The following is a 13811-nucleotide window of genomic DNA, read 5'->3' as shown; positions in this document are numbered from 1 at the left end:
GCCGCGCATTATCCCCCATTCACGCCACACCGGCCGAGCCGCCATGAACGAAACCGATCACGACACCATCGCCATCGAGGCCGCCGCGTTCCGGCGCCTGCGCCAGCACCTGATGCAGGAGCGCCCGGAGGTGCAGAACATCGACCTGATGATCCTGGCCGGGTTCTGCCGCAACTGCCTGGCCGACTGGTACCGCGAGGCCGCCGAGTCGCGCGGCATCACCATGACCCGCGACGAGGCGCGCGAGGCCGTCTACGGCCAGCCGTTCGCGCAATGGAAGGCGCAGCACCAGACCGAGGCCACGCCGGAGCAACTGGCCGCGTTCGAGGCCGCGCAGCGCGCGCATCCGAAATGAGCGGCGACCCGATACCGCAACGCCCTCGCATCAACCTGGCCAGCGACAACGTCGTCGGCGCCAGCGCGCGGGTGCTGGACGCGATCGTGCGCGCCAACGCCGACGCCGAGCCGTCCTACGGCGCCGACCGCTACAGCGCCCGCGCCGAAGCCCTGCTGGCCGAGGTCTTCGAGCGCCCGCTGCAGGCCTGGCTGACCGCCACCGGCACCGCCGCCAACGCGCTGGCCCTGGCCGCGCTGTGCCCGCCCTGGGGCGCGGTGCTGTGCCACGCCGAGAGCCACATCCTCGAAGACGAATGCGGCGCGCCCGAGTTCTACAGCGGCGGCGCCAAGCTGATCGGGATCCCCGGCGTCGCCGGCAAGATCACCCCCGACGGCCTGAGCGACGCCCTCGCCCGCCTCAGCCCCGGCGTCGCCCGCTCGGTGCAGCCGGCGGCCTTGTCGCTGTCGCAGGTCACCGAGGCCGGCACCTTGTACTCGCTGGACGAACTGCGGGCACTGACCGCGCTCGCGCGCCGCCACGGCCTGCGCTGCCACCTCGACGGCTCGCGCTTCGGCAACGCGGTCGTAGCCCTGGGCTGCAGCGCCGCGGCGATGAGCTGGCAGGCCGGTTTCGATGCGCTGAGCTTCGGCGCGACCAAGAACGGCGCCCTGGCCTGCGAGGCGGTGATCGTGTTCGACCCGGCGCTGGCGGCGTCGCTGCCGTTCCAGCGCAAGCGCGCCGGCCACACCCTGTCCAAGAGCCGCCTGCTCGGCGCGCAGATGGCGGCCTATCTCGAAGACGGGCACTGGCGCGACAACGCCCGCCAGGCCAATGCGATGGCCGCACGCCTGGCCGCGGCGCTGGCCGCCCTGCCCGGCGTGCGCCTGCCCTGGCCGACCCAGGCCAACGAGGTGTTCGCGGTACTGCCGGCGGCACTGGCCGCGCGCTGGCGCGAGGCCGGCATCGTCTGCGCCGACTGGGCCAGCCGCGGCCTGCCCGAGGGCTACGCCATCGCCGCCGACCAGCGCTTCGTGCGTCTGGTGACCAGCTACGCGACCACGCCCGGACAGATCGACGCCGTGATCGGCGCGGCCTAGACGCGGCCGTCGCACGGCGCGGGTCCAGACTGGGCCATGCCCGATGCCCGATGCCCGTTGTCAGCCGCCTTCGACGTTGGTCATAGTCGAGGGTGTTGCAGGCTTCGACAGACGTTGCGGGCTTCGACAGACAAGGGGAAACGCTATGGCGCTCAAAGTCTCGAGGCAGGCCTGGATGGCATTGCTGGGCGTACCGGCGGTGATCTATGCCGGCATCTGCGGGCTGATGTACGCCAAGCAGCGCGACCTGATCTATTACGGCCAACAGACGCGCGTGGACCCGGCCAGCACCGATTTCGTGCTGGAACGCGAAGGCGTGCATCTGCGCGGCTGGGCGGTGAATCCGAGCGCGCCGCGGCCGATCCTCTACTTCGGCGGCAACGCCGAGCGCATCGAGGGGCGCCGCGACCAGATCGCGCGCCTGTTCCCGGACCGCAGCGTGTACCTGCTCGCCTACCGCGGCTTCGGCGCCAGCGACGGCCAGCCCAGCGAGGCGGCGCTGTTCGGCGATGCGTTGAGCTTCTACGACCGCGTGCACGCGGCGCATCCGGACCAGCCCATCGACGTGATCGGCTGCAGCCTGGGCAGCGGCGTGGCCAGCCATGTCGCCTCGCAGCGACCGGTGGCGCGCCTGGCGCTGGTGACGCCGTTCGACAGCCTGACCGCGGTCGCGCAGTCGCACTATCCGCTGCTGCCGATGGGCTGGATGGTGCGCGATCGTTTCGAGTCGGCACGTTGGCTGGCCGGTTACCGCGGACCGACCCTGGTGCTGCGCGCGGGGCTCGACCAGGTGATCCCGGCCAGCAACACCGATCGCCTGATCGCCGCGCTGGCGACGCCGCCGAAGGTGGTCGCGCTGTCCCAGGCCGACCACAGCAGCATCGGCGCGCAGCCCGCGTTCGAGCGGGCCCTGCGCGAGTTCTTCGCGGCCGCGGAGCCGGCGCGCTAGTTCGCCGGTGCGCGCGGCTCGGGCGGCGGCGCGGCCGACGCAGCGGGACAGCGCTGCATGCCCGCGGGCATCGGCAAGGGACAAACCTCGCAGCAGCTGCGCGCCGGCGTCAGGGGCGGCGGCGGCGTGGTCGGGGTCATGGCCTTGAGTTTGAGCAGCACCGCCCAGTCCTGGCGATTGAAGTTGCAGCCCGCCTCGTGGCCGGGACGGCAGTCGGGCGAACCATCGCCGCGCCGCGGCAAGGCCCACAGCCGGCCGCCGCTGTTGAGGTTGAGTTCGCGCAGGGTCACGCTCTGCAGCACGTTGCCGCCGATCAGATAGAGCTTGCCGCCATCGACCGTCGCGGCGATGTCGCAATGCATGTTGAGCGCGCCGGGGTCGCGATCCAGGAACGCCTTCAGCCCTTCGTAGCCGAACGCCGTGCCCGAAGCGCGCACGAAGCACAGCAGGTCGCCGGCCGCCGGCTTGGCGTTGTCGGGATCGGCGAACTGGAACGGGCTGCTGTCGGGATTCAGGTAGGCGTCGCGCACGTAGTCGATGTGACTGGCCGAGGCGCGGAAGTTGGGCACGCCGGCGCGATTCATCACGTAGGACACGAACACCGCCGACCACGGGTTGTCGATCAGGAAGGCGCGGCAGGACGCGTTCGCGACGCCCATCTGGCCCGGGTCGGCGCTGGGCACGCTGCTGCATTCGGCGGCGCCGGCGAAGCTGCTCATCTGCCAGAGCAGGCCGCTGCCCTTCCAGTAGTCGGCGACGCGGCGCCAGGCGGGGGTGCTGCCGTCGCGCAGGCGCGAGGTTTCGGCTTCGGCGACGGTGGTGCTGGCCAGGCGGCCGTTGGCGTCGATGAAGGCGCCGAACCATAGCCCGTTTTCCTGGCAGGCGATCGCGGCGATGCGCGCGGCGTAGCTGTCTGGGCCGGACGGCGCGGCGCAGGCTTCGCCGGCACGCGCCGGTCCGCTCAGCCACAGCAAGGCCAGCACTATAGTCGTCGCCACTCCCCGCATGCCGCCTCCACGCATCCGTCCGCATCGGCCGTTGCCGACGACGGGAAACGTCGCACAGTCCGTGTATCGATCGTATTCACATCGGCGGCATTCACATCGGCCACGCTCACATCGACCGCACTCACATCGGCCGCATCGCAGCCTGCGGCTCAGTGCGCGGCGCAGAAGGCCGCGTAGTCGATATAGCCGGGGAAGGCCCGGCCGGGCGCGCACACCGCGCAGCCCGGGTCGGGACGCAGGCGGGTTTCGCGGAAACGCATCGCCAGGGCATCGAAATGCAGCAGGCGCCCGCTCAAGGGTTCGCCGATGCCCAGGATCAGCTTGATCGCTTCGGTCGCCTGCAGCAGGCCGATCACGCCCGGCAGCACGCCCAGGACACCGGCCTCGGCGCAGTTGGGCGCGGCTTCCGGCGGCGGTGGTTCCGGGAACAGGCAGCGGTAGCACGGCGCCTGCCCGCGCCGGCGGCCGGCGTCGAACACGCTGGCCTGGCCTTCGAAACGGTGCACCGCGCCGTAGATCAGCGGCTTGCCCAGCTTCACGCAGGCGTCGTTGAGCAGGTAGCGCACCGGGAAGTTGTCGGCGCCGTCGACGACCACGTCGGCGTCGGCGATCAGGCGCTCGACGTTGTCCGAACCGATGCGCTCGGCGAACCCCAACACCTGCACCTGCGGGTTCAGGGCCGCCAGCGCGATCCGCGCCGATTCCACCTTGGGCGTGCCGATGCGTGCCTCGGTATGCAGGATCTGGCGCTGCAGGTTGCTGCGGTCGACGTGATCGTCGTCGGCCAGCACCAGCGTGCCGACCCCGGCCGCGGCCAGGTAGTAGGCGGCCGGCGAGCCCAGCCCGCCGGCGCCGACCATGGCCACGCGCGCGGCTTGCAGACGGCGCTGCCCTTCCACGCCGACTTCGGGCAGGCGCAGGTGGCGCGAGTAGCGGTCGTAGAAATCGGCGTCGGCATCCGCCGGCGCCAGCGGCAGGCCCTCGGCGATCCAGCGCGCGGTGCCGCCCTCGACCGAGGCCACGCGCCGGTAACCGGCGTCGAGCAGCGCCTGCGCGGCCAGCAGCGAGCGCGCGCCGGATTGGCAGATCAGCAGCACCTCGGCGGCGCGGTCGGCGACGCTCGCGGAAGGGTCGGTTTCCAGTTCGGTGCGGGCCACGCCCAGGGACCGCTCGGCGCGGCCGGCGGCGCGTTCGTGCGCCTCGCGCACGTCGATCAGGATCGCGCCCGCGCGTTGCCGGCGCAGCGCTTCGGCCGGAGTGATGCGTTCGATGCTCATGCCGCGATTATCCGCCTTCGCGCCGGCGCTGTGCGGCGGCGCCGGCGACGCAGCGTTGCGCATCAGTACGGCAGCACCTCGACCACGGCGCCGGCCTGCAGCGTTTGCGGGCCTTCGCCGATCACGATCAGGGCGTTGGAGTCGGCGGCCGCGCGCAGCCGGTGCGAGCCGGTGGCCGGATTGGGGTCGGCGAGCAGGCCGCCGTCCTCGCTCGCGGACAGGCGCGCGCGGATGAACTCACGGCGCGCATGGGTCTTGTCGATGCTGCCGACCAGGCGCGCGCGCCAGCGCGGTCGCGTCTCACTGCGGCCCTGCAGGCCGTCGATCAGGGCGCGGCCGAAACTCAGGTAGGTCGCCATCACCGACACCGGATTGCCCGGCAGGCCGAGCAAACGCGCCTGGTCCAGGCTGCCGAACAGCAGCGGCATGCCCGGCTTCATCCGCACTTTCCAGAAATGGGTGCGGCCGAATTGCGCCAGCACCGCCGGCACGTGGTCCTTCTCGCCAGCCGAGACCGCGCCGCAGGTGAAGACCAGATCGAAGGCGCAGGCGGCGTCGCGCAGCGCGATCTCGACCTGGCGCGGATCGTCGGGCAGGCGCGGCCACGCGGTCGGCTCCAGGCCGTCGGCGCGCAGCAAGCCCATTAGCAGCTCGCGGTTGCTGTCGTGGATCTGGCCCGGTCCCAGCGGCAGGCCGGGTTCGACCAGCTCGTCGCCGGTGGTGAACACCGCGACCGTCGGCCGCCGCGCCACGCTCAGCGACGGCAGTCCCAGCGACGCGGCCAGCGAGACCCGCGCCGGCGTCAGCGCCTGCCCCGCGTGCAGCACGCGGTCGCCGGCGCGCACGTCTTCGCCGGTGTAGCGCACGTGGGCGCCGGCCGCGATGCCGGCGGGGATCCGCACGAAATCGCCGTCCAGCTGCACGTTCTCCTTGATCGCGACCGTGTCCGCGCCGGCCGGCAGCGGCGCGCCGGTGGTGATGCGCAGGCACTGCCCGGGTTCGAGCGCGGGCGCCAGGGCGGCGCCGGCGAACTGCTCGCCGGCCAGGCGCAGACGCGCGCCCTCCGCGCCCAGATCGGCGTGGTGGAACGCGTAACCGTCCATGGCGCTGTTGTCGAACGGCGGCAGCGCCAGCGGCGCGTCCACGTGCTGGGCCAGGATGCGGCCCTGGCAACGCGCCAGGGCCAGGGATTCGGTCTCGAGCCGGTGCGCGGCGGCAACCTCGGCGACGATCGCGATGGCCTCGTCGTAGCTCAGGCCGGTGGGGAAGTCGTGCATGGCGTCAGTCGGCTGCGGGTGCGGCGATGCCGGCCGCGGCCAGATCGTCGGGAGTGTTGAGGTTGCCGAAGCGTAGGCCATCGCAACGCACGCGCGCCATGCCCAGTTCGGTCTGCAGGCCCTGCACCGCGAGGCGGCCGTGAGCGAGCGCATCGGCCAGGCGCGGCCGCAGCGCCGGTACGCGCCACAGCGCGAACAGCGGTTGCAGGCCGTCGTCGTCGATCGCGCAGGCGCCGTGCGCGCCGGCGGCGGCCAGGCGCGCGGGCAGATCCTGGGGCGGCGCCAGCGCATCGACCGGCAAGGTCAGCAGCCAGGGCGTCGTGCAGGCCGCGGCCAGCGCTTCCAGACCGCCCAGCGGGCCGATGTCCGCTCGCAGATCGGGGACGGCACGCAGGCCGTGGGCGGCGTAGCGCTCCGGCGCGCGGTTGGCGCTGACCAGGACGGCGCAGGTCTGGGCGGCGTAGCGCTGGGCCAGGCGCAGCACCTGCGCCTGGCCGTCGCGCAGCAACCAGGCCTTGTCGAGGCGGCCGAGCCGGCTGGCACGGCCGCCGGCGAGCAGGCCCAGGGTCAGTTCGGAGGGAGCGATGGCCAGGTGCGCGGCTCGCATGGGCGTGGGATCGGCTCCGGTGACGGCATGGCTGCTGCAAACCGACAGCCCGAGCCTTGATCAGGCTTGGGCCGTCGGGCGCGCGCGACCGCGATTTGCTTGCCGCGAGTTACTTGCCGCGCTTGACGTGCCGGATCAAACGCCGCTTCTTCGCGACCTGCTTCTCGGTCAGCACGTTCTTCTTGCCCTCGTAAGGGTTGGTGCCTTCCTTGAAGATGAAGCGCACCGGCGTGCCGACCAGCTTGAAACGCTTGCGGAAGAAGTTTTCGAGATAGCGCTTGTAGCTGTCGGCCAGGGTGCGCAGACGGGTGCCGTGGACCACGAAGGTCGGCGGATTGCTCGCCGCCGGGTGGGCGTAGCGCAGCTTGGCGACGTGACCGCGTACCACCGGCGGCGGGTTGGTCTCGTAGGCGATTTCCAGGGCCTTGGTGACTTCGGCGGTCGCGAACACGCGGGTCGCCGAGTCGTGCGCGCGGTGCACGGCCTTGAACAGCTCGCCCAGGCCGGAACCGTGCTTGGCGCTGATCCGCACCGCCTCGGCCCAGTCGACGAAGGCGAGCTTGCGCGCCAGCAGGCCTTCGGTCTGCTGGCGCTGGTAGTCGGTCTGGCCGTCCCACTTGTTGATCGCCACCACCAGCGCGCGGCCGGCGTCGAGCGCGTAGCCCAGCACGCTGGCGTCCTGATCGGTCACGCCTTCGCCGGCGTCCAGCATCACCACCGCGACCTGGCACTGCTCGATCGCCTGCAGGGTCTTGATGATCGAGAACTTCTCCACCGCCTCCTCGACGCGCGCCTTGCGGCGCAGGCCGGCGGTGTCGATCAGCCGGTACAGGCGGCCGTCGCGTTCCATGTCGATGGCGACCGAATCGCGGGTGGTGCCCGGGACTTCCGACGCGATCATGCGTTCTTCGCCGAGCAGGCGATTGACCAGGGTCGACTTGCCGACGTTGGGGCGGCCGATGAAGGCCACGCGGATGCGCGAGGGATCGCTGTCGAGTTCGGCCTGGGCGCCCTCTTCCGGCAGCTTGGACAGGACTTCCTCGAGCAGGCGGTCCATGCCCTGACGGTGCGCCGAGGACACCGCGACCTTGTCGCTGAAACCGTAGCGGGCGAACTCGTTGAGCGCGGCCTGGACGTCGAGGCCGTCGGTCTTGTTGACCACCAGCAGGGTCGGCCGGGCGGCCTTGCGCAGCCACTTGAGGATGTCGTCGTCCAGGGCCGAGGCGCCTTCGCGGCCGTCGACGATGAACAAGACGAGGTCGGCTTCCTCGGCGGCGGCGCGGGCCTGGCGCGCGGTCGCCCCGGCCAGACCTTCGTCCTCGCCGGCGATGCCGCCGGTGTCGACCACCGCGAACGGGCGCAGGCCCTCGGGGCGGCAGACGCCGTAGTGACGGTCGCGCGTGACGCCGGGCTGGTCGTGGACCAGGGCGTCGCGGCTGCGCGTGAGCGCATTGAACAAAGTCGATTTTCCGACGTTGGGGCGGCCAACGAGGGCAACTAACGGAAGCATGATTTAGAGCCGGGATTTGAGATTCGGGATTTGGGATTCGGAATGCGCAGACGCGGCGCGCCGGGATTTGGACCGGATTTCCGAGGTGCAACAGCGGTACATAGTGCCAGAGCGGCCGTCCTGGCGCTTTTGGGCCTGCCTGGGGGCGCACGCGCCAGGGCTACAAACGAGCGGCCCGGTGCGGCAAGCGCCGACCGGGCCACTATGTCGAGATGGATCGAGTCGGACGGTGCGGACCGCACCGCGCAGGGATCCGCTCTTGCGAATCCCGAATCCCGAATCCCGGCTTTACTGCAGTTTGAACGCGGTCAGTTCGCCTTCGACGTTCTGCACCACCAGCACGCCGTCGGAGACCACCGGCGCCGCGCGCAGGGGCTTGCCGCCGACGCGCTGACGTGCGGCGAACTCGCCGTTGTCGAGCTTCAACCAATGCACGTAGCCGTCGTAATCGCCGACCACGGCGTAGTCGCCCTGCACCGCCGCGCCGGTGACGTTGCGGCGGGCCAGGCCGGCCTGCTGCCACATCGCGCTGCCGCCGGCCTTGTCCAGGCCGAACACGGTGCCGGTCGGATCGGTGACCACCAGGCGGTTGCTGCCGACGCCGATACGGCCGGAACCGCCGTGCTCGCTGTTCCACATCGGGCGGCCGCTGGGGCCGTCGAGGGCCACGGTCTGCTTCTTGAAGCTGCTCGCGTACAGGGTGCTGCCTTCGAGTACCGGAGTGCCGTCGATGTCGGCCATGCGGTCGAGCTCGGTGCGGCCTTCCAGCTGCGCGATCGGCTGTTCCCACATCGGGCGGCCGTCGGTCGCCGACAGCGCGGCCACGGTGCCGTCGTCGTTGCCGACGAAGACCACGCCCGGGCCGAGCACCGGCGCGTCGTTGCCGCGCAGCGACAGCATCGGCACGTCGTGGGTCCAGAACCAGCGACGCTCGCCGCTGGCGACGTCGAACGCGCTCAGGCGGCCGTCGTTGGAGCGCACGAACACCATGCCCATGCCGATCGCCGGAGCGGCGATGACTTCGTTGGCGACCTTGGCGCGCCACTTCTCGGCGCCGCTGGAGGCGTCGAGCGCGATCACTTCGCCGTCCAGGCCGCCGACCACGACCAGGCCTTCGCCGACGCCGGGGCCGCCGGACAGGCGGATTTCCTTGTCCTTCTTGTTGCTGTCCTCGCCCTGACGCATGGGCTGGTAGTCCCAGATCGTCTTGCCGGTCTGCAGGTCGAAGGCGTGCACGCCGCCTTCGATCGCGGCGGCGTAGACGCGGCCGTCGGCGATCGCCGGGCCCTGGCGGACGCCCATCCGGTTCTCGCCCTTGCCGGCGTTCGCCGACCACAGCTTGGCGACGTTGGCGGTGGTGGTGATGTCGCTCAGTTCGACCGGCTCGTTGGGCTTGCCGTCGTCCTTCTTGCCGTCGCCGAACCAGCCCTTGACGGTGGAACAGCCGGCCAGTGCGAAGGCGCACAGCAGGACGGCAGTGGCGCGCATCGTAGTGGCTCGAACCGCGGTGCGGCTGGGGGTCATGGCTGCAACCTTCATCAAGACTTGGCCTCGGGCTTGACCGGCGAACCGCCGGCTTCGGTGAGCTTGAGCTCGAGCAAGCGACGCTGCGGCGACGCCACATCGAGCTTGGTCATCGCTTGCGTATACGCTTCCTGCGCCTTGGCGCGCTGGCCCAGGGCCAGTTGCGCGTCGCCGCGCACCGCGATCGCGGTCGGCGTGGTCGCGTTGGTGAGCAGCTTCAGAGCGGCGTCAGCCTGCTTGGCTTCGATCAGCAAACGCGCCAGGCGCAGGTTGACGATCTCGGCGATGGCCGGGTCTTCGCTCTTGATCGAGCGCAGGGTCGCGATCGCCTGATCGCGCTGGTTGGCGACCACCTGCGACTGGGCCAGGCGCAGCGCGGCAAGCGTGTGATAGGTGTTCTGGCCGAGCGCCTTGACCTTGGCTTCGGCGCCCTTGTCCTTGGCTTCGATCGCGTCGAGCGCGGCCTGGTACTGATTGGCGACCTGCGCCTGCTGCTGGATCTGGTGGTTGTCCCACCACTTCCAGCCGCCGATCGCGGCCAGGCCCAGGGCGATGCCGCCGATCAGGGCGGCGCCGTTACGGCGCAGCCATTCGAGTACGCGTTCGCTTTGTTCGTGTTCGTCCAGCAGCTCGTCGATCGCCATCGCTCATCTCGCCCCGCCGACCGGCTGGAGCCCAAAGGAATATGACCGGCCCGCAGCGCGGGCCAGTAAGGGACATGCCCTAGCGGGCATGCGCAGACCCGCGTCGCGGGTCAGTCGGCGACCGGCGCGAGGGAACCGTCAGAGGATAGCGTAAAGCGCGCGACGTTCGCGCGGCTGAACGGCGCCAGATCGACGGGTTTGCCGGCCTGCAGCACTTCGACCGCGGACGAGTTGCCCAGCACCACGCGCGCGACTTGGCCGGCGCCGTAGCTGCGGCGTTCGCCGGCGCCGAGCAGGCCTTGCTCCAGGGTGCTGCCGTCGGCGGCATACACCTGTACCCAGCTGTCGCCGCTGAAATTCAGCGACAGCGCGGTTTGCGCCGCCGGCGCTGCCGGCAGCGGGGCCATCGAGGCGATCAGCGGAGTGCGCTGGGCCGCGACGGCGGGTTCGGTGGTCGGGGCCGCGTCGGTCGCGACCGGCATCGCCGGCACGTCCAGCGACTGCACCGCCAGGTTGCTGTCCAGGTGCGGACGCGTGGCCAGCCAGACCGGTACCGCGATCGCGGCGGTCAGCACGATATAGATCGCACGCCGGGTGGCCTGTTCGAACACGCGGCGGTAGCGCGGCGTGTGGGTGTGGCTGACCAGCTCCGACGGCGCCACCTGGGCGACGGCGACGCGGTCGAGTTCGGGCTCGAGATCGACCCCGAGCAGGCGTGCATAGCTGCGCAGCTGGCCGCGCACGAACACCGGTGCGCCGATGCGCGCCAGGTCGTCGTCTTCCAGTGCCTGGACCACGCGGGTCGGCATTTTCAGGCGCGCGGAAACGTCCGCGTGCGACAGACCGGCCCGCTCGCGGGCAGATTTGAGGCGCGCGCCACAGCTACCCCCGCCGTCAGGCGCGACTTCGTTCGAAAGCATCATCGCTTACCGTCATCCCCTGTCCCGGAGCCCTGCGCGTCAGGGAACTCCGCCCGTAGACGCTGAACGTATCTTGCGGCGGCAGCCGTGTCGCCGAGTTTTTGTTCGATTTGTGACGCAAGCAGCAGCGCATCCGGATCTACCGGTGCGGCAGCCAGCCTGCGTTCAGAAAAAGCTCGCGCTTCGAAGGCATTGCCCTTCTGCAGCTCGATCCGGGCCAGGCCGCCCAGGGCCAGCGCGTTGCCGGCGTCCAGGGCCAGGGCGGTGCGCAGGTCGCGCTCGGCGCGCTCGTACTGGCCGGCGGTGGCGGCGCAGCTGCCGGCATTGGCCAGGGCCGCGGTCGGCGTCGCGTAGGTGCTGTCGGCCAGGGCGCGGTCGAACCAGCTCAAGGACTCGGCCGCACGACCGCTGCTGCACAGCCAGGCACCGTAATTGTTGAGGAAGGCGCCGCGCTCGGGGGCCAGATCGACCGCTTTCTTGTAGTACTGACCGGCGGCGGCGCTATTGCCGCGGCGCTCGGCGATCGCGCCGAGGAGGGTGTGGGCGTCGGCCGAGTGCGGGTCGGCCTTGAGCGCGGTATGGGCATCGCGCTCGGCGCCGTCGAGGTCGCCGTTGCGCAGCGCGGCCTGGGCCAGCTGCAGCCGGTTGCGGGCCGAGGCGGCGTCCTTGCTGCGCTTGTCGTCGCGGACCGCGTAGTCCGGGCCGGTGTGTTCGTAGTTGGTCTTGTCGAAGTTCGGCCGGACGAAGGTCAGGCGCTTGCAGCCGGTGAGCGCGGCCAGGACCAGCAGCGCCGCCACCGCGGCCAACGGCCACTTCGCCCCACTCCCCTGCCCGTCATGCCGCATCGCCCAGCCCCTGAGATTCGAGTTTCTTGCGGAATTCGGCCTGGCGCCGGGTCCGGTCCATGACCTGGCCCTTGAGCTGCCCGCAGGCCGCATCGATGTCGTCGCCGCGGGTGCGGCGCACCGGCGCGATCATGCCGGCGTCGTTGAGCAGTTTCTGGAACGCGCGGATCGCCGCGTCGTCGGGGCGCTCGTAGCGCGTGCCCGGGAACGGATTGAACGGGATCAGGTTGACCTTGGCCGCGTCCTTCATCTGCACCGCGTTGTCGAACTGGCGCAGCAGCCGCAGCAGTTGCCGCGCGTGCTGGGGCTGGTCGTTGACGCCCTTCATCAGGGTGTACTCGAAGGTCACCGAGGTGCCGCGCTTGCGCAGCGCGTAACGCACGCAGGCTTCCATCAGCTGCGCGATCGGGTACTTCTTGTTGAGCGGGACCAGCTCGCTGCGCAGCTCGTCGTTGGCCGCGTGCAGGGACACCGCCAGCGAGACGTCGCTGACCTCGCCGAGCTTGTCGATCATCGGCACCATGCCGGCGGTCGACAGGGTCACGCGCTTGTTGGCCAGGCCGTAGCCCAGGTCATCGCGCATGATGCTCATGGCGCGCACGACGTTGTCGAAATTCGCCAGCGGCTCGCCCATGCCCATCATCACCACGTTGGTGAGCTTGCGCTGCTGGTGCGGCACGTTGCCGAGGTGGCGCGCCGCGACCCATACCTGGCCGATGATCTCGGCGGTCGACAGGTTGCGGTTGAAGCCCTGGGTCGCGGTCGAGCAGAACTGGCAGTTCAGCGCGCAGCCGACCTGCGAGGACACGCACAGGGTGCCGCGGCCCTTGTCGGGAATGAACACCGTCTCGATCGCGTTCTTCGGGTCCATGCCCAGCAGCCACTTGTGGGTGCCGTCGGTGGAGGCCTTGTCGAACACGACCTGCGGCACGCGCACCTGCGCATGCTGCTCGAGCTTGGCGCGCAGCGCCTTGCCCAGGTCGGTCATGTCGTTGAAGTCGGTGACGTAGCGGTGGTGGATCCACTTCATCACCTGGTGCGCGCGGAAGCGCTTCTCGCCCAGGGTCTGCTCGAAGAAGTCTTCCAGCGAGACGCGGTCGAGATCGAACAGGTTGGTCTTGCCCGGATCGAACGCGACGAAGCCGGAACTGGCCGGCTGCGTCGCGGCGACCGCGACGTCGGTGGCGCCGACGGCATCAACGACCTTCGTATCAACGCCGTCAGCGCCCGCGGGCGTTGCCCACGCCGGCGTGTCGCCGGCGTGGGCAAGATCGTTCGCGTTGGTGCGGAGGTCGTTCACGGCGTGGCTTAGCGCGCGTACACGTCGGTGGCCGGGAAGAAATACGCGATCTCGATCGCGGCGTTCTCCAGGCTGTCCGAACCGTGCACGGCATTGGCGTCGATGCTGTCGGCGAAGTCGGCGCGGATGGTGCCCGGCGCTGCGTCCTTCGGATTGGTCGCGCCCATCAGGTCGCGGTGCTTGAGCACGGCGTTCTCGCCCTGCAGCGCCTGGATCATCACCGGACCGCTGATCATGAACTCGACCAGGGCGGCGAAGAACGGACGCTCGCGGTGCACGGCGTAGAAACCTTCGGCTTCCTGCTTGGAGAGGTGCTTCATCTTGGAAGCGACGACCTTGAGGCCCGCCTTCTCGAAACGCGTGTAGATCTCACCGATGACGTTCTTGGCGACGGCGTCGGGCTTGATGATGGACAGGGTGCGCTCCAGCGCCATGGAAATTCTCCGGGTAGGCGGGCCGCTGCTGCTTCCTTGCGAGGGCCCGAGAATAACAGAAAACCCGCGACAGAACGCGGGTT

Annotated in this window: 14 protein-coding genes; 3 read left to right on the top strand and 11 right to left on the bottom strand. The window is 70.5% G+C overall.

The genetic code is table 11. The features are described 5' to 3' along the window. Window positions 1–43 precede the first annotated feature (43 nt). From ASD78_RS14495 to ASD78_RS14485, 3 genes are all read left to right on the top strand, one after another. Window positions 44–355 carry a DUF1244 domain-containing protein gene (locus ASD78_RS14495; protein ID WP_055906796.1) on the top strand — a complete coding sequence of 104 codons (312 nt, stop codon included), beginning with the start codon at window positions 44–46 and terminating at the stop codon, window positions 353–355. Further along, window positions 352–1434, top strand: coding sequence for a beta-eliminating lyase-related protein (locus ASD78_RS14490; protein WP_200944212.1), 1083 nt, complete (start codon window positions 352–354; stop codon window positions 1432–1434). The genes ASD78_RS14495 and ASD78_RS14490 overlap by 4 nt, the downstream gene beginning before the upstream one ends. 145 nt (window positions 1435–1579) lie before the next feature. After that, window positions 1580–2383, top strand: a complete 804-nt coding sequence (locus tag ASD78_RS14485) for an alpha/beta fold hydrolase (protein ID WP_235566506.1) — start codon at window positions 1580–1582, stop codon at window positions 2381–2383. Here ASD78_RS14485 and ASD78_RS14480 read toward each other — a convergent pair. The 11 genes from ASD78_RS14480 to ndk all read right to left on the bottom strand — a co-directional run bounded on the left by ASD78_RS14480 (window position 2380) and on the right by ndk (window position 13728). Further along, window positions 2380–3381: a DUF2272 domain-containing protein gene (locus ASD78_RS14480; protein ID WP_162250177.1), complete on the bottom strand. Its 1002-nt coding sequence runs from the start codon at window positions 3379–3381 to the stop codon at window positions 2380–2382. The genes ASD78_RS14485 and ASD78_RS14480 overlap by 4 nt on opposite strands. Window positions 3382–3539: 158 nt before the next feature. After that, window positions 3540–4667: a molybdopterin-synthase adenylyltransferase MoeB gene (gene moeB / locus ASD78_RS14475; protein ID WP_056102947.1), complete on the bottom strand. Its 1128-nt coding sequence runs from the start codon at window positions 4665–4667 to the stop codon at window positions 3540–3542. A 62-nt stretch (window positions 4668–4729) separates the two neighbouring features. After that, on the bottom strand, window positions 4730–5944 hold the full coding sequence (glp, locus tag ASD78_RS14470) for a gephyrin-like molybdotransferase Glp (RefSeq protein WP_056102594.1): 1215 nt from the start codon (window positions 5942–5944) through the stop codon (window positions 4730–4732). A gap of 4 nt (window positions 5945–5948) precedes the next feature. Further along, window positions 5949–6551, bottom strand: coding sequence for an NTP transferase domain-containing protein (locus tag ASD78_RS14465; protein WP_056102591.1), 603 nt, complete (start codon window positions 6549–6551; stop codon window positions 5949–5951). Window positions 6552–6660: 109 nt separating this feature from the next. Continuing rightward, window positions 6661–8061, bottom strand: a complete 1401-nt coding sequence (gene der / locus ASD78_RS14460; protein WP_055906782.1) for a ribosome biogenesis GTPase Der — start codon at window positions 8059–8061, stop codon at window positions 6661–6663. Between the two features lie 288 nt (window positions 8062–8349). Then, on the bottom strand, window positions 8350–9549 hold the full coding sequence (gene bamB / locus ASD78_RS14455; RefSeq protein WP_055906779.1) for an outer membrane protein assembly factor BamB: 1200 nt from the start codon (window positions 9547–9549) through the stop codon (window positions 8350–8352). A gap of 50 nt (window positions 9550–9599) precedes the next feature. Beyond that, entirely contained in the window at window positions 9600–10229 is a 630-nt protein-coding gene (locus ASD78_RS14450; RefSeq protein WP_055906778.1) for a tetratricopeptide repeat protein, read from the bottom strand. A 110-nt stretch (window positions 10230–10339) separates the two neighbouring features. Continuing rightward, window positions 10340–11149, bottom strand: a complete 810-nt coding sequence (locus ASD78_RS14445) for a helix-turn-helix domain-containing protein (RefSeq protein WP_156087806.1) — start codon at window positions 11147–11149, stop codon at window positions 10340–10342. Continuing rightward, a complete protein-coding gene (gene pilW / locus ASD78_RS14440; RefSeq protein WP_055906772.1) occupies window positions 11149–11994 on the bottom strand; it encodes a type IV pilus biogenesis/stability protein PilW in 846 nt (281 codons plus the stop codon). Before pilW ends, ASD78_RS14445 begins: the two co-directional genes overlap by 1 nt. After that, complete coding sequence (gene rlmN / locus ASD78_RS14435) at window positions 11984–13105, bottom strand: 23S rRNA (adenine(2503)-C(2))-methyltransferase RlmN (protein ID WP_056102944.1); 1122 nt, start codon at window positions 13103–13105, stop codon at window positions 11984–11986. The genes pilW and rlmN overlap by 11 nt, the downstream gene beginning before the upstream one ends. A gap of 197 nt (window positions 13106–13302) precedes the next feature. Next, window positions 13303–13728, bottom strand: coding sequence for a nucleoside-diphosphate kinase (gene ndk, locus ASD78_RS14430; RefSeq protein ID WP_056102584.1), 426 nt, complete (start codon window positions 13726–13728; stop codon window positions 13303–13305). Window positions 13729–13811 lie beyond the last annotated feature (83 nt).

It is taken from the genome of Lysobacter sp. Root667 (assembly GCF_001427715.1).
In the GTDB taxonomy this organism is placed as follows: domain Bacteria; phylum Pseudomonadota; class Gammaproteobacteria; order Xanthomonadales; family Xanthomonadaceae; genus Lysobacter.
The sequence above is the reverse complement of the archived record's forward strand: the minus strand, read 5'-3'. Positions and strand labels throughout refer to the sequence as shown.